At 62.7% G+C, this 20900-nt stretch carries 17 protein-coding genes; 13 read left to right on the forward strand and 4 right to left on the reverse strand.

Annotated elements, in window-relative coordinates:
* Positions 1-24: 24 nt before the first annotated feature.
* Positions 25-1155 (reverse strand): PQQ-dependent sugar dehydrogenase, encoded by a 1131-nt coding sequence (locus tag QM716_RS08310; protein WP_283303981.1) that lies wholly within the window; start codon positions 1153-1155, stop codon positions 25-27.
* Between the two features lie 90 nt (positions 1156-1245).
* Here QM716_RS08310 and QM716_RS08315 point away from each other — a divergent pair, with 90 nt between their 5' ends.
* The gene (locus tag QM716_RS08315; protein ID WP_283303704.1) at positions 1246-2088 is read left to right on the forward strand and encodes a DoxX family protein; all 843 of its coding nucleotides are present in this window, start codon (positions 1246-1248) and stop codon (positions 2086-2088) included.
* Between the two features lie 66 nt (positions 2089-2154).
* Here QM716_RS08315 and QM716_RS08320 read toward each other — a convergent pair whose 3' ends face one another.
* On the reverse strand, positions 2155-3690 hold the full coding sequence (locus QM716_RS08320) for an amino acid permease (protein WP_283303705.1): 1536 nt from the start codon (positions 3688-3690) through the stop codon (positions 2155-2157).
* Between the two features lie 437 nt (positions 3691-4127).
* Between QM716_RS08320 and QM716_RS08325 the strand changes: the two genes are divergently transcribed.
* From QM716_RS08325 to QM716_RS08345, 5 genes are read left to right on the forward strand one after another with little or no spacing between them, the layout of a single operon-like run.
* Positions 4128-5078 carry an STM4015 family protein gene (locus tag QM716_RS08325; RefSeq protein ID WP_283303706.1) on the forward strand — a complete coding sequence of 317 codons (951 nt, stop codon included), beginning with the start codon at positions 4128-4130 and terminating at the stop codon, positions 5076-5078.
* Positions 5059-6204 (forward strand): STM4014 family protein, encoded by a 1146-nt coding sequence (locus QM716_RS08330; protein WP_283303707.1) that lies wholly within the window; start codon positions 5059-5061, stop codon positions 6202-6204. Before QM716_RS08325 ends, QM716_RS08330 begins: the two co-directional genes overlap by 20 nt.
* On the forward strand, positions 6201-7037 hold the full coding sequence (locus tag QM716_RS08335; protein WP_283303708.1) for an STM4013/SEN3800 family hydrolase: 837 nt from the start codon (positions 6201-6203) through the stop codon (positions 7035-7037). The genes QM716_RS08330 and QM716_RS08335 overlap by 4 nt, the downstream gene beginning before the upstream one ends.
* Positions 7034-8374, forward strand: a complete 1341-nt coding sequence (locus tag QM716_RS08340; RefSeq protein ID WP_283303709.1) for an STM4012 family radical SAM protein — start codon at positions 7034-7036, stop codon at positions 8372-8374. Before QM716_RS08335 ends, QM716_RS08340 begins: the two co-directional genes overlap by 4 nt.
* Positions 8371-9276 carry an STM4011 family radical SAM protein gene (locus tag QM716_RS08345; RefSeq protein WP_283303710.1) on the forward strand — a complete coding sequence of 302 codons (906 nt, stop codon included), beginning with the start codon at positions 8371-8373 and terminating at the stop codon, positions 9274-9276. Before QM716_RS08340 ends, QM716_RS08345 begins: the two co-directional genes overlap by 4 nt.
* Positions 9277-9332: 56 nt before the next feature.
* Here QM716_RS08345 and ilvD read toward each other — a convergent pair whose 3' ends face one another.
* Both ilvD and QM716_RS08355 read right to left on the reverse strand, forming a co-directional pair.
* Complete coding sequence (gene ilvD / locus QM716_RS08350) at positions 9333-11174, reverse strand: dihydroxy-acid dehydratase (RefSeq protein ID WP_230812822.1); 1842 nt, start codon at positions 11172-11174, stop codon at positions 9333-9335.
* Between the two features lie 72 nt (positions 11175-11246).
* On the reverse strand, positions 11247-11780 hold the full coding sequence (locus tag QM716_RS08355) for a PH domain-containing protein (protein WP_283303982.1): 534 nt from the start codon (positions 11778-11780) through the stop codon (positions 11247-11249).
* 266 nt (positions 11781-12046) lie between these two features.
* On the opposite strand from QM716_RS08355, the gene QM716_RS08360 reads away from it, so the two are divergent.
* The 7 genes from QM716_RS08360 to QM716_RS08390 all read left to right on the forward strand — a co-directional run bounded on the left by QM716_RS08360 (position 12047) and on the right by QM716_RS08390 (position 20873).
* Positions 12047-13987: an acetolactate synthase large subunit gene (locus tag QM716_RS08360; RefSeq protein ID WP_283303711.1), complete on the forward strand. Its 1941-nt coding sequence runs from the start codon at positions 12047-12049 to the stop codon at positions 13985-13987.
* Positions 13984-14487, forward strand: a complete 504-nt coding sequence (gene ilvN, locus QM716_RS08365; protein ID WP_283303712.1) for an acetolactate synthase small subunit — start codon at positions 13984-13986, stop codon at positions 14485-14487. The genes QM716_RS08360 and ilvN overlap by 4 nt, the downstream gene beginning before the upstream one ends.
* A gap of 53 nt (positions 14488-14540) precedes the next feature.
* On the forward strand, positions 14541-15542 hold the full coding sequence (ilvC, locus tag QM716_RS08370; RefSeq protein ID WP_283303983.1) for a ketol-acid reductoisomerase: 1002 nt from the start codon (positions 14541-14543) through the stop codon (positions 15540-15542).
* 250 nt (positions 15543-15792) lie between these two features.
* Complete coding sequence (gene serA, locus QM716_RS08375) at positions 15793-17385, forward strand: phosphoglycerate dehydrogenase (RefSeq protein ID WP_283303713.1); 1593 nt, start codon at positions 15793-15795, stop codon at positions 17383-17385.
* A gap of 75 nt (positions 17386-17460) precedes the next feature.
* Positions 17461-18474, forward strand: coding sequence for a 3-isopropylmalate dehydrogenase (locus QM716_RS08380; protein WP_283303714.1), 1014 nt, complete (start codon positions 17461-17463; stop codon positions 18472-18474).
* 84 nt (positions 18475-18558) lie between these two features.
* Positions 18559-19332, forward strand: a complete 774-nt coding sequence (locus QM716_RS08385) for a fumarylacetoacetate hydrolase family protein (RefSeq protein WP_230812824.1) — start codon at positions 18559-18561, stop codon at positions 19330-19332.
* A gap of 380 nt (positions 19333-19712) precedes the next feature.
* Positions 19713-20873 carry an alkane 1-monooxygenase gene (locus QM716_RS08390; protein WP_283303715.1) on the forward strand — a complete coding sequence of 387 codons (1161 nt, stop codon included), beginning with the start codon at positions 19713-19715 and terminating at the stop codon, positions 20871-20873.
* Positions 20874-20900: the final 27 nt, after the last annotated feature.

Here is a 20900-nt window from a genome sequence, read left to right on the forward strand (position 1 = left end):
GAAGTGCGTGTGGAGATCAGAGGCTCAGTCGATCCCGCCACTGCCACTCGGCATGGGGATCTTGACCACCTTGTCGTCGTTCGGTCCCGGTTCGCCCGCGGTCTTGTTGATCGTGCTCGCCCACATCAAACCGTCGGATCCGAGTGCCAAACCGCCCAATTGGCCGTACGTGTCCTTCGCCACTGCCGACGGCGCGGTCGTAACTGCTCCTGTTCCGGGGTCGGCAGCCAACGCCGAGATCGCTTTGCCGGCCCCCAGCGCGACAGCTACCACTCCCTGCGCCGCAATGCACCCTCCGACGCCGGGTCGGTCAGGCCACGTCCAAGCGGGGGACGTCACTGTGCCGTCGGAGCCGACACGTTGGAGGCGATCCTCGAGAGTGGTTCGGTCGGTGACCCACGTCGCGACACCGGGATCCACGCACACGCCGCCGCCGTTCCCGATTCCGGACAGAACAACTTCCGGGCGAGGCGGCGCTGCGTTGGGTGTCAACGATCGCACTCGCAACAGTTTCCCCGCCAACGAGCCGGGATCCTGAGCAACCGCAGGGTTTCCGGTATCCCCCGTCAGGACCATGAGCTGGTCCGGTGCCGCGAATTCCAGTGACCCGCCGTTGCCACTCGCGCCGCGCGGAATTCCACCGAGGACTTCCTTGGCGGTGTCGCCCGGCGCGATACGGACCACCCGGTTGTCGGTTCCGGTGGTGACGTAGGCATAAATCAGGTTGTCTTCGACAAATGTGGGGGAGAGGGCGATGTCGAGCAGTCCGCCGTCGCCGCTGCCGTCGACGTCGATCTTGGCAACCTCGACGGGCGTCGTGTTGGGCGCCACCTGCATGATTCGGCCGGTCCGACGTTCGGCGACCAACCCCGAGTTCCCGTCCGGGAGTGTGACGAGCCCACCCGTGGTGTCGAGACAGGTTGCGATCACGGCAGTGTCGGCGTCCTGACACGGTCCGAGCGGGCCGGTACGCGGCGCCGGCGGCGTGGTCGAGGGCGGCGGATTCTCCGGCTGCACTTCGGCGCTGGCCTGGTTGGTCGGCTCGGGTGTGAACGGCGAGGCGGTCGATTCGTCGAAGTCGGCGCAACCTGCGAGCAACGATGTCCCGAGCATCAGAGCCAGTGCGCCCAGCGCTGCATGCCTACCCGTAGTCATGCCCAAGACGTTACGTAACCCACGGTCGATGCCGCCACGCCGGACCAAGGTTCCCCGTCGAGTCCGTGAATCGGTCATAGGCTCACCTACGTGACTGACGAGCGAAAAGATCCCAGCGTGTTGTCGGATGCGGACAAGCCGGCGGGCAATGTGTCCAGTCCGTATGATTCGCCCACCGAACAATTTCCGACGGTGAGCGCCAAGAATCCGTTGCCGCGTACCGACGACGATCTTGATTTCGGTTCCACGAACGCCAATTCCCTCACCGAACAGATACCGACGTATCGAGCACCGGGCGCGGATCAGCCGACAGTGGCTCTCGAGCGTGAGACGGCGTACGACGCTCCGATCGCCGCCGTCCCCACGGCCGAAGCGGTGGCAGGTACAACGGTGGCAGGTACAACTGAGGCTCCGCGGAGTCGAGGCACTCTCGACCTCGGCTTGCTTGCCCTGCGGTTGGCCGTCGGCGGAACTGCGTTGGTGCACGGTCTGCAGAAGTTGACCGGTATCTGGAACGGGCCGGGTCTGGGCGGGTTCGAGACGATGCTGGCGGATGCCGGGTTCCAGCAGGCGAAGTGGATGGCGATACTCGGCGCCGTCGGTGAGGTCGCGGGTGGCGCGCTCCTCATCCTCGGGTTGCTGACTCCCGTTGCGGCAGCGTCGGTTCTGGCCGTGATGATCAATGCGTGGGCGCTGCGTCAGGCGAGCGCCCCTGGTCTCGAGTACTTCGCCCCGGCCGGTACCGAGTACGAGATGCTGCTGGGAATCTGCGCCGGCGTCATCATCTTGACGGGTCCTGGCCGTATCGCACTGGATGGTCGTCGGGGCTGGGCCACCCGCCCGTTTGTCGGGTCGCTCGTGGTCTTGATTCTCGGCATCGCTGCCGGCGTCTGCACCTGGATCTTCCTGAACGGTGCCAATCCGCTCATCTGAAACTCGCGCAACCACAAACGAACCGCCGCCTTCCGAATCGGAAGGCGGCGGTTCGTTTGTGAAGGATCAGTCCTTGACGAGTACCGGGTCGGCATTCGCAGACGGGATGGCTGTTCCGTCCTTGAGCTTGCGACCGAGGACCGACTTGCGGTGTCCGTACGCGAAGTACACGACAACACCGATGGCCATCCAGACGAGGAATCGGATCCAGGTCTCGACCGAGAGGTTGAGCATCAGCCAACCACAGGCGAGCACGGCGACGATCGGAACGAAGGGAACCAGCGGGACGCGGAATCCGCGCGGCAGGTCGGGGCGGGTGCGGCGCAGGACGATAACGCCGACGCAGACCAGGACGAATGCGAAGAGCGTGCCGATGTTGACCATCTCTTCGAGCGTTCCCATGGGGAAGAAGGCCGCCAGGACAGCAACGATGCCGCCGACGATCAGCGTGATGCGTATCGGGATGCCCTTGGCATTGGTCTTGGCCAGGCTGCGCGGCATGAGACCGTCACGGGACATGGCGAACAGGACGCGGGTCTGGCCGAGCATCATGACCATGACGACTGTTGTCAGGCCGGCCAGGCCACCGAAGTTGATGGCAGTCTGTGCCCAACCGATTCCGTTTGCCTCGAATGCGGTAGCAAGCGTGGCGCTGGAATCGCCGACCAGCGGGCTGCCGTCCTTGAGTTCGGTGTACTTGACCATGCCAGTCAGGACGAGTGTGACGGCAACATAGAGCACGGTGACGATGGCGAGCGAGCCGAAGATTCCGCGCGGCAACGACTTCTGCGGGTTCTTGGTTTCCTCGGCCGTGGTCGCAACGACGTCGAATCCGATGAATGCGAAGAACACGAGGCTGGCTGCGGCGAGCAATCCGTATGCGCCGTAGCTGCTTCCGCCGGCACCGGTCAGCCAGGAGAACAATGTCTGGTGGATTCCGCTGGCAGAGCTCTCGGACCCCTCGGACGGCGGGATGAACGGGGAGTAGTTCTCCCTCTTGACGTAGAACGCGCCGACGACGATGACGAGCAGTACTACCGCGATCTTGATTGCGGTGATGACAGCGGAGACTCGCGAGGAAACTTTGGTGCCGATCGCGAGGATCAGCGTGATCACTCCGATGATGAGCAGTGCGCCCCAGTCGAAGCTGATCGATCCGATGTGCGCGGTGGTACTGCCGCTGGCACCGATGACGTTGCCGAGATAGAGCGACCAACCCTTGCCGACAACAGCGGAGGCGAGTGCGAACTCGAGGATGAGGTCCCAGCCGATGATCCAGGCCGCGAACTCACCGAACGTCGCGTAGGAGAAGGTGTATGCGCTGCCGGCGACCGGAACAGTGGAGGCGAACTCCGCATAACACAGTGCGGCAAGGCCACAGGCGATGGCAGCGAGAACGAATGCCAGTGAAATGGAGGGTCCTGCGACATTGCCTGCGGTTCGAGCAGTCAGCGTGAAGATGCCTGCGCCGATGACGACGGCGACTCCGAATACCGTGAGGTCCTTCGCGGTCAGTTCCTTCTTGAGCTTTGTCTCAGGCTCGTCGGTGTCCGCGATCGATTGCTCGACGGATTTGGTGCGCCATATGCCGACTCCGGGCATGTATTGCTCCTTGGTTGTTCCCCGTCGACCTTGTGGGTGACGGGCGGTGGCTGACTGTCGTCGTTGTGATGTGCGTCTCAGCGACCTGATGAGGGAACCACTGGTGAGCGCTGTGTGCAAGTCAGCTCGCGCGAACTGACCGAAATGATCACCTGACTGAAAGTCATCCCCCCTCATGTATCTGAATTGATCAGCTGGTGTCTGGAACCCTACGTCCAAGTGAATTCGCTCACGAGCCGGACGCGCCATTCTGTCTGAAATGTCTGATAGCTCATATCGTTCCGTTCGGTTGCTCCGCGTGTCGCGCAGTGGTTCGGTAACCCAGTGGTTCAGGAACTCATTCAGTACCTGTCGGTCGGTCTTGCTATCAATGAGTTCTCAACCGCCGTGTGTGATCAACCGCCGCGCTCGCGGTACCCGACCTGAAGGAGATCGTGATGATCCAGGCCCACCTCGACACCTTGCACGGACTGCCGGCCTTCGACTTTCCGGCGCCGGACGAGGCCGAGCCGTTGCCGGCCGCAGACGCCGTGGCGTGGCGCATCTCGGTCGAACCGTACGACGACGACCCGGAAGAGTTTTCCGATGCCTGGGCGCGATTCGTCGAGACGGTGGACCTGTCGGCGGTGAAGGCACTGATCATCGGCCAGTGGGGTGAGTCGTACGAGGTCGATTCGTCGTCGATCGTGGATCTGGTTGTCGAGCAACGTCACCGGCTCACGGCACTGCGTGCAGTATTTCTCGCGGACATCACGCAGGAGCAGCAGGAGATTTCCTGGATCCAACAATCCGACGTCACTCCCGTGCTGGGGGCGTTTCCGGAGTTGGTCGAATTCGGGATCCGTGGCGGCACCGAATTGAAGTTCCCGGAAACCAGTCATGCTTCGCTACGACGATTGACCATCGAAGCGGGCGGCGTGCCCGCCGCAGTCGTCCGCGGTGTGTCTTCCAGCGATTTTCCTTCGCTCGAGTTTCTCGACCTGTGGCTCGGAACCGGTAATTACGGAGGAGATTCGACTGTCGAGGACCTTGCGCTCATTCTCGGCGGCGCAAAACTACCGTCGTTGCGGCACTTGGGGCTACGGAACAGCGAGATCGAGGACGCCATTGCTGCGGCGATAGTCGACGCTCCCATTCTTCGTCAGTTGACCACGTTGGATCTCTCCATGGGCACGCTCTCCGACGAAGGTGCAACGGCCTTGTTGGGCAGCCGATCGATCTCGCACCTCGAGTTCCTCGACCTGCACTACCACTTTCTCAGCGACGCTACGGTTGCCGAGTTGGCTCGCCACTGCGCCGAACTGGGAGTACGGGTTGATCTCGCCGATCAGACCACGCCGGATGCGTACGACGGCGAAGCCTGGCGATATGTTGCCGTCTCCGAGTAATCCGGCAGTCGTGAGTAATCAGGTGGTGCAGCGTTCCCGCCCGAAGTTCGTGGTTGTCGGTATTCCAGGAAATCGTCGCGTATCCGGATTTGTCGAAGCAGTCACCGGTGCTGGACTGCCCGCGCCGCGGATCGTGGATTGGCGGGAGATAGTCGATCGTAATTACGGTTTCGAGGCGGGTGAGATCGTTCGGATCGATTCGCCCGGTGAGGATTCTGTGGTCGACGGATGTTTTCGTGGAGCGGGTGAGTCGACCAGGGTGGAGGGCAGCGGCCAGTGGTACCGGCACTTTTCCGCAGCGATTCGTGAGGTGACCGGTAGAGCCGAAGACGCAGGTGCCCGAGTGCTCGGTGATGCCGACGAGATCGCAGTGATGTTCGACAAGCGTCGATGTCACCGTCGCCTGGGAACCGCTGGAGTGCGTGTTCCTGCCGCATTACCAATCTCCCCGCGCAGCTACTCCGAACTGGCGCAGCATGCGGCCGACGCGGGAATGCCGCGGGTTTTCGTCAAGCTGGCACACGGGTCGTCGGCATCGGGAGTGATTGCACTGCAATGGGGTCCGCGTGGACAGGTTCGTGCCGTTACGTCGGTGGAGATGGGCGATGACGGAGTTTTGCACAATTCGCTACGGGTGCGCACCTATCGAAATGAATGGGAAATCGCAGCGATTGTCGATCGGCTGGCACCGGACAGCCTTCATGTCGAGCAGTGGTTACCTAAGGCATCGCTCGGGGGACGCACCGCCGACATTCGGGTAGTCGTCGTCGGAGGCGTCGCCACCCATGCGGTCGTCCGAACCAGCACCACTCCGCTCACCAACCTGCACCTCGGTGGCTCTCGCGGCGAACTGCACGACGCTGTGACCGCTGCGGGTGAAAACTGGTCGCAGTTGCTGGAATTGAGTGAACAGGCAGCCTCATGTTTTCCTTCGGCGCCCCACGTCGGTGTTGACATATTGCCGGGTGAGGGGTGGCGACGCTTCTCGGTCGGTGAGGTCAACGCGTTCGGTGACCTCCTGCCTGGGCTCACCGGTCTGCCCGGCGGCCCGGCCGAAGGGCTGAACACGTATCAAACACAGGTGGCTTCGCTCCTGGAATCCGAGAGCAGGGAGTGCACCCGATGATGCGCGCAGAACCAGCGCTCGACATGAATGACGTTGTCGGTCAGGACGACATCTTGTTGCTGACGTTGGACACGCTCCGATACGACGTAGCGCGCGAGTTGGCGTCGAGTGGACGCATTCCCACTCTTGCGTCGTACCTCCCCGGGGGACAGTGGGAAAAACGCCATGCCCCGGGAAGTTTCACCTACGCCTCTCATCAGGCGATTTTTGCCGGCTTTCTCCCGACCCCGGCCAGCCAAGGGCCGCACCCCCGATTGTTCGCTGCTCGATTCTCCGGGAGTGAGTCCACCGCGGACGGCACGTTCGTGTTCGAGGGCTCCACCCTAATGGACGGTCTGCGGCAAGCCGGCTACCGCACTGTGTGTATCGGCGGTGTGGGGTTCTTCAACAAAGCTGCACCGCTGGGGTCGGTGTTGCCCGAGATGTTCGACGAGAGTTTCTGGGAGCCACGTTTCGGCGTGACGTCTCCGGAATCCTTCGAAGCGCAGGTCGAGTGTGCCGAAGGGGTGGTCTCGCGACTGCATCACGAAGAGAGGCTCTTTCTCTTCGTCAACGCTGCTGCGCTGCATCAACCCAACTGGTTCCACCTTGACGGAGCATCTGCGGAGTCGGGGGACACCCTCGACTCGCATGCTGCCGCACTCGAATACATCGACAGACATGTCGAACGACTCCTGCGGGTAATGAGTTCACGGCGACGGTGTTTTGCCATCGTCTGTTCCGATCACGGCACCGCGTACGGCGACGACGGTTGGACCGGACACCGGCTGGGTCACGACAGCGTCTGGACGGTTCCCTACTCACACTTCTTCGTGGAAGGTCCGCTGCAATGAGTCTCGCAGTCGCGGTACGTCCGTACCAGAATTACGTCTATGCGTATCCGCACAAGACGGCCTACCGGCCGCTGAACCCCCGGCCGTCCTTGCAGAAATTGTGGGCGTCCGAACCCAAGGGGGCGCTGTCGCTGTACCTGCACATCCCGTTTTGTGAGGTGCGGTGCGGATTCTGCAATCTGTTCACCCGTATCGGGGCACCGGGCGAGATGAGCACCGCGTACCTCGATGCGCTCGAGCGTCAATCGCGCGTCGTTGCAGAGTGCGTCGGCGACGGAACCCACTATGACGCAGTGGCGTTCGGTGGTGGTACTCCGACCTTCCTCCACGCGTCCGAACTCGACAGACTGTGCGACATCGCGGAATTCCGTATGGGCGCTGATCTTTCATCTATTCCGTTCTCGGTGGAGGCATCACCGTCGACGGTCACCGCCGATCGGATGTCGGTGTTGGCATCGCGGGGCACTACCCGATTGAGCTTGGGTGTTCAGAGCTTCATCGACTCGGAGGCGAGGGCGGCGGCCCGTCCACAGAAGCGCGCCGACGTCGAGGCCGCTCTGGGACGGATCCGCGCCGCACGAATTCCCGTGCTCAACATCGATCTCATCTACGGAATCGACGGTCAGACCGAGCAGACATTCAAGCAGTCCCTGGACCGTGAGCTGGCTTGGGAACCCGAAGAGTTGTATCTGTACCCGTTGTACGTGCGTGCGCTCACCGGTTTGGGGAGAAAGGTAGACGGAACCGATACCGAGACCGAATGGGACGAACATCGGCTGCGCCTCTACCGGTTCGGGCGCGACTATCTCGAGCGTTCGGGCTATCGACAGGTCTCGATGCGCATGTTCCAACGTGTTGGCGCGGTTGTCGAAGGTGCCGCCGACTACGCGTGCCAAACCGACGGAATGATCGGATTGGGTTGTGGTGCACGCTCGTACACGGCTGATCTGCACTATTCCTTCGACTACGCAGTCGAGATGCGCGAGATTCGTGGCATCGTCGACTCTTTCATCGCGAGGCCTGCCAACGAGTTCGCCTACGCGGAAGTCGGCCGATACATGACTGCCGACGAGACGCGTCGCAGGCACCTCGTCCAGTCGGTGCTCCAAGCCGAGGGGATGGACGTGCACGACTATCGCGCCCGGTTCGGATCAACACCGGAGGACGATTTTCCGGAGGAACTGGCGCGTTTCGCCTCGGCCGGATGGCTGGCGAGCGACCGGGGATCCGGTCGTCTGGTCCTCTCGGCCGAAGGTATCGCGTATTCGGATGCAATCGGTCCCGCGCTCTTCTCGGACAGCGTCAGCCGTGACATGGCGGACTACGAGGCGAAATGAACCCGACCCTGTCGATTCTCTATCGTGGCCCGTTGGCGAGCTGCAATTACGACTGCCCGTACTGCCCTTTCGCAAAGCGTCGTGACCCACCTGCCGAGTTGCGTGCGGACAGAGCGTCATTGGAGCGGTTTGCCACCTGGGTCACCGAGCAGACTGATCGACAATTGTCCGTGCTGTTCACGCCCTGGGGTGAGGCGTTGGTGCGGTCCTGGTATCGACGCACCCTCGCGGAGTTGAGTTGGTTGCCGCACGTCCAACGGATCGCGATCCAGACCAATCTCAGCGCTCGAACCAGTTGGCTCGCCGACGCCGACCCGTCGACGCTGGCTCTCTGGTGCACGTTCCATCCCGGGCAGACGTCGATCGAGCGTTTCCTCGCGAAGTGTTCTGAACTCGACGGTGCCGGTATTCGCTATTCGGTAGGCGTGGTTGGATTTCCGGAACATCAGGCATCGGCAAGGGAACTGCGACAGAAGCTGCCCGAGCACGTGTACCTGTGGGTGAACGCGGCCGAAGGATTGGAATACACCGATGGCGAAGCGGCACGGTGGACGGAGTTGGACCCCCTGTTTCCGTACAGCCGGAACCCTCACCAGAGCGGCGGAAAAGCCTGCCGAACCGGAGAATCCGTCATTTCCGTGGACGGTGACGGCACTATCCGTCGGTGCCACTTCGTTCCCGAAGTGATCGGAAATCTGTACGACGACGCCCTCGAGAAGGTTCTTGCCGCCCGAGAGTGCCCGAAAACGCTGTGTGACTGTCACATCGGCTACGTGCATCTCGAGTCTCTACCGCTCTACGACGCATTCGCCGGGGGAGTGCTCGAGCGGATACCTGCGCCCCTCGAGTATTCACATGTCGGCGCTGGTGTGGATCTGATCCCGATTCATGTCGCTCGCTGACAGCAAAGATCCCCGGCCGAAGAGCGGCCGGGGATCTTTTCCGTTCGTGTCGGGACTTACGGAACGTAGCGAACCGCGCCCTTGTCGGCGGACGTTGCCAGAGCGGCGTAGGCGCGCAGGGCTGTCGTCACGGTGCGCTGACGATCGACCGGCTGCCACGGGCGCTCCGAGGTCTCCATCTTGGCGCGTCGCTCGGCGAGGACGTCGTCGTCGACAAGGATCTCCAGCGTGCGCGAGGCGACGTCGATGCGAACCTGATCGCCGTTCTGGACGAGTCCGATGACTCCGCCTGCGGCAGCTTCGGGGGAGATGTGGCCGATGGACAGCCCGGAGGTTCCGCCCGAGAAACGACCGTCGGTGATCAGTGCGCATTCCTTACCGAGGCCCGCGCCCTTGAGGAAGGCGGTGGGGTGCAGCATTTCCTGCATGCCGGGGCCGCCCTTGGGGCCTTCGTAACGCACGACGAGAACGTCGCCGGCCTTGATCTTCTTTTGCAGGATGACCGAGACGGCTTCTTCCTGAGACTCGACGACCAGCGCCGGGCCCTGGAAGGAGAACAGTTCCTCGTCGATGCCGGCCGTCTTGAGGATAGCGCCGTCGAGTGCGATGTTGCCGCGCAGGACAACCAAGCCGCCTTCGACGGTGTAGGCGTTCGCGACGTCGCGGATACAGCCGCCGGCCGCATCGGTGTCGAGGGCAGACCAACGGTTGTCCGTGGAGAACGGTTCGATGGTGCGCACGCCGCCGGGAGCAGCGTGGAAAAGTTCGATTGCCTCGTCGGTTGCCTTGCCGGAGCGGATGTCCCAGTCGTCGAGCCACTGGTCGAAGCTCTTGGTGTGCACGGTGGAGACGTCGGTTTCGAGGAGTCCGCCGCGGCGAAGCTCACCGAGCAGCGCGGGGATTCCGCCGGCGCGGTGGACGTCTTCCATGTGGTAGTCCGAGTTGGGGGAGACCTTGGACAGGCACGGCACCTTACGGCTGATCGCGTCGATGGTGTCGAGGTCGAAGTCGACCTCACCTTCTTGCGCCGCAGCCAGCGTATGCAGGACGGTGTTGGTGGAACCGCCCATGGCGACATCGAGAGCCATTGCGTTGCGGAACGCTGCCGGGGTCGCGATGTTGCGAGGCAGAACCGACTCGTCGCCGTCGCGGTAGTACTTGAGTGCAGCCTCGACCACAGTGGTGCCCGCACGAGAGAAGAGTGCGTGACGAGCCTTGTGAGTTGCCAGCGTGGAGCCGTTGCCCGGCAACGCGAGGCCGAGGGCTTCGGTCAGGCAGTTCATGGAGTTGGCGGTGAACATGCCGGAGCAGGACCCGCACGTCGGGCACGCGCTGCGCTCGACCTCGTCGAGGCCTTCGTCGGACACGGCATCGTTGGCAGAGGCGGAAATCGCGGTGATGAGGTCGGTGGGGGCTTGTGCCACGCCGCCGACGACCACTGCCTTACCGGCCTCCATCGGACCACCGGAGACGAAGACGGTCGGGATGTTCAGACGCATCGCGGCGTTGAGCATGCCGGGAGTGATCTTGTCGCAGTTGGAGATACACACCAGTGCGTCGGCCGTGTGGGCGTTTGCCATGTACTCGACCGAGTCGGCGATGATCTCGCGGCTCGGGAGTGAGTAGAGCATTCCGCCGTGGCCCATTGCGATGCCGTCGTCGACTGCGATGGTGTGGAACTCACGAGCGACGCCGCCGGCTGCACTAATGGCCTCGGCAACGATCTCGCCCACGTTCTTGAGATGCACGTGGCCGGGTACGAACTGGGTGTACGAGTTCGCTACGGCGACGATCGGCTTGCCGAAGTCGGAATCCGTCATTCCTGTGGCGCGCCACAGGGATCGGGCTCCGGCAGCATTACGTCCGATGGTGGTGGTGCGTGACCTCAACGGGGGCATGGGCGTGTTCCTTATGTGATCGTTGCTGGTCCACTCAAATAGAAGCGAGGGCCTTCCAACGCTACTCGCGTGCTATTGGCGCTTCTCTTCGGGCTGGTTCTGACCGTTGTCGGCGTTGTCGGACTCGACCTCTGATTGTTCGTCTGATTCTGCCGCTGCTTCTTCCTCTTCGGCTTCCTTGGCGGCGAAGGCTTCTGCGGCCGATGCATAGGGATCAGTGATGCGGCCGCCGCTGGCGATCGCGATCTCGGGAAGCCTGACGAAGCTGACCGCAGGCAGGGTCACCTCGGTTCCGTCGGTGAGTTCCGCGCGCGCCCAGCTGCGCTTCGGGAAGCGGAAACCCTTGACGTCGTCCCAGGCGAGGGTGCGCTTGGAGAACGTCGAGCGGACCTCGAGGCCGTCAGGGCTGACGGTGGTGCGCAGTCGCGCGACAAGATAGACGGCGATGATCGGAAGGATCAGCAACCAGCTGAAGGCGACGGGCCACCCGAAGATCGGGAAGCTGACCGCGAACAGAAGGAACGCGCACGCCATGTAAGCGAGTTGCGAAATGCGGATGACGTGCCGAAGTGGTTGCGGCGTGTGGGATGATTGAGCCGGTGGCACGGGCTGCTGCGAAGTTGACACCTCTACATCTTCGCATTGCAGCCGATGTATCTCAGATTCTGGGACGGTCAACTCACCAAGTTTGCCGTTCGCGACTAGCGCCTCTACTGTCGAGTGCGTGAAACAGAATGAGTTGCTCGTAATCGGCCGGCGCGTCGTCGCCTGAGTCGATTTTTCAACTCACCAGATAACGACGCGCCACCCTCGCTCAGCAGATGCTGACGGGGGTTTTTTGTTGCCCGGAGCCAGAATCAGAGGATTTCCCAGTGAGCGCACCAACAGCACGGCCTCAACCAACGCCGCGCAAGTCAGGGACACCGAGCCCGACAACCGCGGCTGCCGCAACCCAGACGGCCAACCGTCGCCAGCTCCCGCCTGAGCGGGTAACCGGCGCGCAGTCTGTGGTTCGAGCCCTCGAAGAGCTCGAGGTCGACACGGTATTCGGCATTCCCGGCGGTGCCGTGCTCCCGGTTTACGACCCACTCTTCGATTCGGTCAAGGTCCGCCACGTGCTCGTGCGCCACGAGCAAGGCGCAGGCCACGCTGCCACCGGTTACGCGCAGGCGACCGGCAAGGTCGGCGTGTGCATGGCTACCTCGGGTCCCGGTGCGACCAACCTGGTCACGCCGCTGGCCGATGCGCAGATGGACTCCGTTCCGATCGTCGCGATCACCGGACAGGTGGCGCGCTCGCTGATCGGTACCGACGGCTTCCAGGAAGCCGACATCTCAGGCATCACGATGCCGGTCACCAAGCACAACTTCCTGATCACCGACGCGATCGACATCCCGCGCATCATGGCCGAGGCTTTCTACCTCGCATCCAGCGGTCGCCCCGGCGCTGTCCTGGTCGATATCCCGAAGGACATCCTGCAGTCGCAGACCACGTTCTCGTGGCCGCCGGAGATGCGTCTGCCGGGATACCGCCCGGTCACCAAGCCGCACGGCAAGCAGGTTCGTGAAGCGGCACGTCTGATCGCCGACGCCAAGTCGCCGGTTCTGTACGTCGGTGGCGGCGTCATCAAGTCCGACTCCTCGCCCGAACTGCTCGAGCTGGCCGAGCTGACCGGAATCCCCGTCGTCACCACACTGATGGCCCGCGGCGCGTTCCCGGACAGCCACGACCTCAACTGCGGTATGCCCGGTATGCACGGCACCGTTGCCGCGGTCGCCGCTCTGCAGCGCAGCGATCTTCTGATCACCCTCGGCGCGCGTTTCGACGACCGCGTCACCGGTCAGCTGGATTCCTTCGCGCCCGATGCCAAGGTCATCCACGCCGACATCGATCCGGCCGAGATCGGCAAGAACCGCTACGCGGACGTCCCGATCGTGGGCGACTGCAAAGAGGTCATCACCGAGCTCATCGAGGCGATCCGTGCCGACATGGCCACGGGTACCACGTTCGACCTCACCGCGTGGTGGGCGTACCTGAACGACATCCGTCGTACCTACCCGCTGAGCTACGACCGCCCCACCGACGGTCAGCTGAGCCCGGAGTACGTCATCCAGACCGTCGGCAAGCTCGCCGGACCGGATGCCATCTACTGCGCCGGCGTCGGCCAGCACCAGATGTGGGCCGCGCAGTTCGTCGGTTACGAGAAGCCGCGCACGTGGCTCAACTCGGGTGGGCTCGGCACCATGGGATACGCGGTGCCCGCTGCCATGGGGGCCAAGATGGGCATGCCCGACACCGAGGTGTGGGCGATCGACGGCGACGGCTGCTTCCAGATGACCAATCAGGAACTCGCCACCTGCGCACTCGAAGGTATTCCGATCAAGGTTGCCCTCATCAACAACGGCAACCTCGGCATGGTGCGTCAGTGGCAGACGCTCTTCTACGAAGAGCGCTACTCCAACACCAACCTCGGAACGCACGGCGCCATCCGCATCCCGGACTTCGTCAAGCTCGCGGAAGCATTGGGCTGCCACGGAATTCGTGTCGAGCGCGAAGAAGATGTCGAAGCTGCGATCCGTGAGGCGCAGTCCATCAACGACAAGCCTGTCGTGATCGACTTCATCGTCACCGCCGACGCTCAGGTGTGGCCGATGGTCGCTGCCGGAACGAGCAACGACGAAATCATGGCGGCCCGGGGCATCCGGCCGCTGTTCGACGACGACGAGGCAGTAGCCGAGCCCGCCGTCATCCACGAAGCCATGTCACGCGAGCAAGCTGGATCTGCCGCGGGCACAGGGGAGGATCAGAAGTGAGCACCAGTCACACCCTCAGTGTTCTCGTCGAGGACAAGCCAGGCGTGCTGGCTCGCATCTCCGCACTTTTCTCCCGCCGCGGATTCAACATCGAATCCCTTGCGGTGGGCGGAACCGAGATCCCCGAGATCTCACGTATGACCATCGTCGTCACGGTCGACGAGTTCCCTCTCGAGCAGGTGACCAAGCAGCTCAACAAGCTGATCAACGTCATCAAGATCGTCGAGCAGGACGGTGAAGCATCCGTCGCTCGCGAGCTCGTGCTCATCAAGGTGCGCGCAGATGCAAGCGTGCGCACGCAGGTCATCGAAACGGTGAACCTGTTCCGCGCCAAGGTGATCGACGTCTCCCCGGAGTCCGTCACCATCGAGGCGACCGGTACTCGGTCCAAGCTGGATGCACTGCTGCGGATGCTTGATCCGTACGGTATCCGGGAGATCGTTCAGTCCGGGGTCGTGGCAGTCGGTCGAGGGCCGAAGTCGATCACGGCCACCCGCTAGTACTTTTAGACACGTAAAAATCCAAGGAGAGGTTGAGAACTGTGGCAGTCGAGATGTTCTACGACGACGATGCCGATCTGTCGATCATTCAGGGCCGCAAGGTTGCTGTGATCGGCTACGGAAGCCAGGGCCACGCCCATTCGCTGAGCCTGCGTGACTCGGGCGTCGATGTGCGCATCGGCCTCAAGGAAGGCTCGAAGTCCCGCGAGAAGGCGCAGGAGCAGGGACTGACGGTCGGTACGCCGGCCGAGGTTTCCGAGTGGGCCGACGTCATCATGGTGCTCGCACCTGACACCGCTCAGGCGAGCATCTTCACAGGCGACATCGAGCCGAACCTCAAGGACGGCGACGCGCTGTTCTTCGGTCACGGCCTGAACATTCACTTCGACCTGATCAAGGCTCCGGAGTTCGTCACCGTCGGCATGGTCGCCCCCAAGGGACCCGGCCATCTGGTGCGTCGTCAGTTCGTCGACGGCAAGGGCGTTCCCGCGCTCATCGCCGTCGCTCAGGATCCCAAGGGCGAAGGCCAGGCTCTTGCACTGTCCTATGCCAAGGGCATCGGCGGAACGCGCGCCGGCGTCATCAAGACCACGTTCAAGGAAGAGACCGAGACGGATCTCTTCGGCGAGCAGGCGGTGCTCTGCGGCGGCACCGAGGAACTGGTCAAGATCGGTTTCGAGGTCATGGTCGAGGCCGGCTACGCACCCGAGATGGCGTACTTCGAGGTTCTGCACGAGCTCAAGCTCATCGTCGACCTCATGTACGAAGGCGGCATCGCCCGCATGAACTACTCGGTGTCGGACACCGCGGAGTTCGGCGGATACCTCTCCGGACCGCGCGTCATCGACGCCGACACGAAGGAGCGCATGAAGGCGATCCTGGCGGACATCCAGTCCGGCGAGTTCACCCGTCGTCTGGTTGCCAATGTCGAGAACGGAAACACCGAGCTCGAGGGTCTGCGCAAGGCAAACGCCGAGCACCCCATCGAGGTCACCGGCAAGAAGCTGCGCGACCTGATGAGCTGGGTCGACCGCCCGATCACCGAAACCGCGTAATTCGCTGTTTCACGCTCCACGTTTCTGCTGGCCCGATGCCGCGCCGGTTCAATTGTCTTGAACCAGCGCGGCATTGGGCCGGAGTCGTTTTTCAGGCCGGTTGAGCCCGGATTCATATTGCATCGAGAATTTGCCCGCAAGAGTGTCCACTATGTGGTATTGCCTACCGCGTTGTGGATTCGAAGTCAGCGCGCACTAAACTATCGGTGGTTAAACCACCTTCACACCCACCTAATCAGGGAGTTTGCACGTGAGCCAGCCTGGCCGTCCCGTTGTTCTGATCGCCGACAAGCTCGCGCCGTCCACAGTCGAGGCGCTGGGTGACGGTGTGGAGGTGCGATGGGTCGACGGACCCGATCGCCCGGCGCTGCTCGCCGCAGTGCCCGAGGCCGACGCGATCCTCGTTCGTTCCGCTACCACCGTCGACGCCGAGGTTCTGGCTGCCGGCACCAAGCTGAAGATCATCGGCCGCGCCGGTGTCGGCCTGGACAACGTCGAGATCCCCGCAGCCACCGAGCGCGGCGTGATGGTGGTCAACGCACCGACCTCCAACATTCACTCCGCTGCCGAGCACGCTGTCGCGCTCCTCATGTCGACTGCTCGCCAGATTCCCGCAGCAGACAAGACTCTGCGTGAGAACACCTGGAAGCGAAGCAAGTTCAACGGTGTCGAGATCCTCGGCAAGACCGTCGGTGTCGTCGGACTCGGCCGCATCGGCCAGCTCTTCGCGCAGCGTCTCGCTGCGTTCGAGACCACGATCATCGCGTACGACCCCTACCTGCCCGCCGCGCGCGCAGCGCAGCTCGGCATCGAACTGGTCACCATCGACGAGCTCGTGGAGCGCGCCGACTTCATCTCCGTGCACCTGCCCAAGACCAAGGAAACGGCCGGCCTGATCAACGCCGAGCGTCTCGCCAAGGCCAAGGACGGCGTCATCATCGTCAACGCCGCCCGCGGTGGTCTGATCGACGAAGATGCGCTCTACGACGCACTGGTCTCCGGCAAGGTTCGCGGCGCCGGTCTCGACGTGTTCAGCACCGAGCCGTGCACCGATTCCAAGCTCTTCGGTCTCGACAACGTCGTCGTCACCCCGCACCTCGGTGCATCGACGTCCGAGGCTCAGGACCGCGCAGGCATCGACGTGGCGAAAAGCGTTCTCCTCGCTCTGGCAGGCGAATTCGTTCCCGAGGCCGTCAACGTCTCCGGTGGCCCCGTCGGCGAAGAAGTTGCTCCGTGGCTCGAGCTCGTCCGCAAGCTCGGTCTCCTCGCTGCGACGCTGTCGCCCGAGGCAGTTCAGACCTTGCAGGTTGTCGCCACCGGCGAGCTGTCGGCTGAAACTGTCGACATCCTCGGCCTGGCTGCGCTGCGCGGCGTGTTCTCCGCCAGTAGCGACGAGGCTGTCACGTTCGTCAACGCTCCGGCACTTGCCGAGCAGCGCGGCGTGACCGTGTCGGTCGAGAAGCACTCCGAGGCTCTTGCTCACCGCAGTGCGGTCGAGGTTCGTGCGGTTGCCGCCGACGGCACGGTCACGTCGGTCACGGGCGCACTCACCGGCCTGCAGCAGGTCGAGAAGATCGTCAACATCAACGGACGCAGCTTCGACCTGCGCGCCGAGGGGCACAACATCGTCGTTCACTACAGCGATCGTCCGGGCGTTCTCGGTGTGCTCGGCACGGTTCTCGGTAACGCGGGCGTCGATATTCTCGCGGCAGCGTTGAGCCAGGACGCCGAAGGCGAAGGCGCAACGGTCATCCTGCGCGTCGACCGCGTCGTCGGTGACACCGAGGTCGAGGCAATCGTCTCGCAGCTCGACGCTCGCGTCGCCCAGGTCGACCTTTCCTGATGTGTTTTTGCTGTGCGCCTTTATTAACCGTCGGCGGTTAACAAAGGCGCACAGTTCTACTGAGATGAGGACTCCATGAAGCTTGCGGTCATTCCGGGTGACGGAATCGGCGTCGAGGTCACTGCCGAAGCGCTCAAGGTGCTCGGCAAGTTGGTTCCGGATCTGGAAACCACCGAATACGATCTCGGTGCCCGTCGCTACAACGCCACCGGCGAGTTGCTTCCGGCCGGCGAGCTGGACCAGATTCGTCAGCACGACGCAATCCTGTTGGGCGCCATCGGTGATCCGCGTATCGTCGCACCCGGCATCCTCGAGCGTGGTCTGCTGCTGAACATGCGTTTCCAGCTCGATCATCACGTGAATCTTCGCCCCGCACAGCTGTATCCGGGTGCGTTGTCGCCGTTGGCGGCTCAGCCGGAGATCGATTTCGTCGTGGTTCGTGAAGGAACCGAGGGTCCGTACACTGGAAACGGTGGAGCGATCCGCGTCGGTACCGATCACGAGATCGCGACCGAGGTGTCGATCAACACCTGGTTCGGCGCCGAGCGCGTGGTGCGTTACGCATTTGCATTGGCGCAGACCCGGTCCAAGCACCTCACGTTGATTCACAAGACCAACGTGCTCTCCAACGCGGGCGCAATCTGGACGCGTGCAATCGAGACCGTCGGCGCCGAGTTCCCGGACGTCGAAACCGCGTATTGCCACATCGACGCGGCCACGATCTACATGGTCACCGACCCGTCGCGCTTCGACGTGATTGTCACGGACAACCTCTTCGGTGACATCATCACCGACCTCGCCGGCGCGGTGACCGGTGGAATCGGTTTGGCCGCAAGCGGAAACATCGACGCGTCGGGTACCAACCCGTCGATGTTCGAGCCGGTGCACGGTAGTGCTCCCGATATTGCAGGTAAGGGGATCGCCGACCCCACTGCCGCGATCCTTTCCGCTGCACTGCTCCTTCGTCACCTCGGTCGTGAAGACGACGCCGCTCGGGTCGAGGCTGTAGTTGCCGCGGACCTGGCGACGCGGGGCGAAGGCCCCATCTCCACGACGGAGATCGGCGACCGGATCACCGCAGCACTGTAAGGATTCTTCTCACGAGACTGACGCGCGTAAGCCTTTCGGCTTGCGCGCGTCAGGCGTTTCCGGCACCCGGATAGACTTGTGTTCATGCGTCTTGGTCGAATTGCCAGTCCCGATGGTGTTGCGTTCGTCAGTATCGAAGGTGAAGAGGATGCCCTCGTCGCCAAGGAGATCGCGGAGCACCCGTTCGGGAATCCCACATTTACCGGCCGAAGTTGGCCGCTCGCCGATGTTCGCCTTCTCGCTCCGATTCTGGCCAGCAAGGTGATCTGCATCGGTAAGAACTACGCCGACCACATTGCCGAGATGGGCGGCGAAGCTCCCGCGGATCCCGTGATCTTCCTCAAGCCCAATACGTCCATCGTCGGTCCGGGTGCCCCGATCGTCTTGCCTCCCACCTCCAACGAGGTGCACTTCGAGGGTGAACTCGCGATAGTCATCGGTCAACCCTGCAAGGACGTTCCCGCGGCGAAGGCGTTGAGCGTGGTCCTCGGCTACACGATCGCCAACGACGTGTCGGCGCGAGATCATCAGCGTCACGACGGGCAGTGGACGCGCGCGAAGGGGCACGACACCTTCTGCCCACTCGGTCCCTGGATCGAAACCAGCCTGGACGCGTCCGACGTCGACATCAAGACCGAGGTCAACGGTCAGGTCAAGCAGGACAGCAGCACGGCTTTCCTCCTCCACGACATTCCGAAGATCATCGAGTGGATCTCGGCGGTGATGACCCTCCTGCCCGGCGACGTCATCCTCACCGGCACACCCGCCGGAGTAGGCCCGATCGTCGACGGCGATTCCGTGTCGGTCACGGTCTCGGGGATCGGAACGCTCACGAACCCGGTGACCGCCAAGAGTTGATCTAACCCAGTTCGTTCAGTCACACGACGACGGAGGCCCCATCCTTACCGGATGGGGCTTCTTTCGTGCTGTGAGTTGTCCATCAAGTAAAGTTGCACGATGGTAACTATCAGTCGGGGATTGGTCTGAATCGCCGTTCAACTATGTCGATCGCGCCCTGGGGCTGACCTGCAGGTTTCATGAGTCAAGCGAAGCTTCGTATGACCTGTCCTGGCATTATGGGCGATATCCCGGATTTGAAGAGTTTGCTGCGAGGGTTTGCTGCCGCGGCCGATATCAGACCAAAATCCCTGAAATGTAACGCTGAGCAGTAGGGTGGTCGATAACTGGATAGAAGCCGATGGGGTAATCGAGTGGATTGCATAGAAACGTGGTGACAGATGACGACTTTCGCGGAAGCCTCCCGGACGGCGGCTGGGGACGCGCGGAACGGGCAGCGGCCGGTGTGGCGGGACAAGAAGCGCTACCTGTGGCCGTTGGGTTTGCTGGTGCCTCTCAGTCCCTTTGCTGCTTGGTTCCTGGTCGACAAATTCAGCCTCGGGCTCTTCTGGGCTATCGGGGCGTGGCTGATCGTCATCGTCATTCCTCTGATTGATCTCCTGGCAGGCGAAGACGGGAACAGCCCGCCGGATGAAGCGATCCCACATTTGCAGGAAGACCGCTTCTACCGCTGGTGTACATATCTGTTCCTGCCCCTTCAATACGTCGGTCTTGTGTTCGTCGCGTGGTGCTGGGTGAACGCGCCGATGGCTGCGGGGGAGAAGTTCGCTCTCGCGATGACCGCCGGCGTTGTTGCCGGTGTGGGGATCAACGCGGCACATGAACTGGGGCACAAGAGTGAGAAGCTCGAGAAGTGGCTCGCGAAAGTAGCGCTGGCGCAGTCCTTCTACGGTCATTTCTACGTCGAACACAACCATGGCCACCACGTCCGCGTCGCGACGCCGGAAGATCCGGCCAGTTCGCGCTACAAGGAGAATTTCTGGTTCTTCTTGCCTCGCAGTGTCATCGGCGGTCTGCGCTCGGGATGGCGGATCGAAAGCGCTCGACTGAAGCGTCAAGGCCGGCGGACCTGGAGCTGTCGGAACAACATCCTGAACGCGTGGGCGATGAGCGTTGTTCTGTTCGGCGGCCTGATCGCGGTGTTCGGGTGGGAAATCGCACCGTGGCTGGCCGTTCAGGCGATTGCCGGATTCACGTTCCTCGAGACCGCCAACTATCTCGAGCATTACGGACTGCTTCGCGCAAAGAGGTCTGACGGCTCGTACGTTCGCTGCTCACCAGAGGACAGCTGGAACAGTGACCACGTGGTCAGCAACCTCTTCCTCTATCAGCTTCAACGCCACAGCGACCATCACGCGAATCCGCGTCTGCGGTACCAGAGCCTGCGCAGTGCGGCCGAAGCGCCGCAACTTCCTGCGGGTTACGCGGTCATGATCGTGTGCGCGTGGGTGCCACCGCTGTGGCGAAAGGTCATGGACAAGCGACTACTCGCCTACTACGACGGTGACACGACGAGAATCAACGCCCTACCGGGTAGGTGATCGGGGGGATGGAGGAAGCGCTACCGG

Origin of the sequence: Rhodococcus sp. IEGM 1409 (genome assembly GCF_030056735.1) — a bacterium.
Taxonomy (GTDB): domain Bacteria; phylum Actinomycetota; class Actinomycetes; order Mycobacteriales; family Mycobacteriaceae; genus Rhodococcus_F.

Bases quoted from the DNA above. Each gene is read 5' to 3' on its own strand.
- QM716_RS08390 (WP_283303715.1), top strand. From the start codon at position 19,713: ATGACGACTTTCGCGGAAGCCTCCCGGACGGCGGCTGGGGACGCGCGG.
- QM716_RS08380 (WP_283303714.1), top strand. From the start codon at position 17,461: ATGAAGCTTGCGGTCATTCCGGGTGACGGAATCGGCGTCGAGGTCACT.
- QM716_RS08340 (WP_283303709.1), top strand. From the start codon at position 7,034: ATGAGTCTCGCAGTCGCGGTACGTCCGTACCAGAATTACGTCTATGCG.
- QM716_RS08320 (WP_283303705.1), bottom strand. From the start codon at position 3,690: ATGCCCGGAGTCGGCATATGGCGCACCAAATCCGTCGAGCAATCGATC.
- QM716_RS08330 (WP_283303707.1), top strand. From the start codon at position 5,059: ATGTTGCCGTCTCCGAGTAATCCGGCAGTCGTGAGTAATCAGGTGGTG.
- QM716_RS08310 (WP_283303981.1), bottom strand. From the start codon at position 1,155: ATGACTACGGGTAGGCATGCAGCGCTGGGCGCACTGGCTCTGATGCTC.
- ilvD (WP_230812822.1), bottom strand. From the start codon at position 11,174: ATGCCCCCGTTGAGGTCACGCACCACCACCATCGGACGTAATGCTGCC.
- QM716_RS08335 (WP_283303708.1), top strand. From the start codon at position 6,201: ATGATGCGCGCAGAACCAGCGCTCGACATGAATGACGTTGTCGGTCAG.
- QM716_RS08385 (WP_230812824.1), top strand. From the start codon at position 18,559: ATGCGTCTTGGTCGAATTGCCAGTCCCGATGGTGTTGCGTTCGTCAGT.
- ilvC (WP_283303983.1), top strand. From the start codon at position 14,541: ATGTTCTACGACGACGATGCCGATCTGTCGATCATTCAGGGCCGCAAG.
- QM716_RS08345 (WP_283303710.1), top strand. From the start codon at position 8,371: ATGAACCCGACCCTGTCGATTCTCTATCGTGGCCCGTTGGCGAGCTGC.
- QM716_RS08325 (WP_283303706.1), top strand. From the start codon at position 4,128: ATGATCCAGGCCCACCTCGACACCTTGCACGGACTGCCGGCCTTCGAC.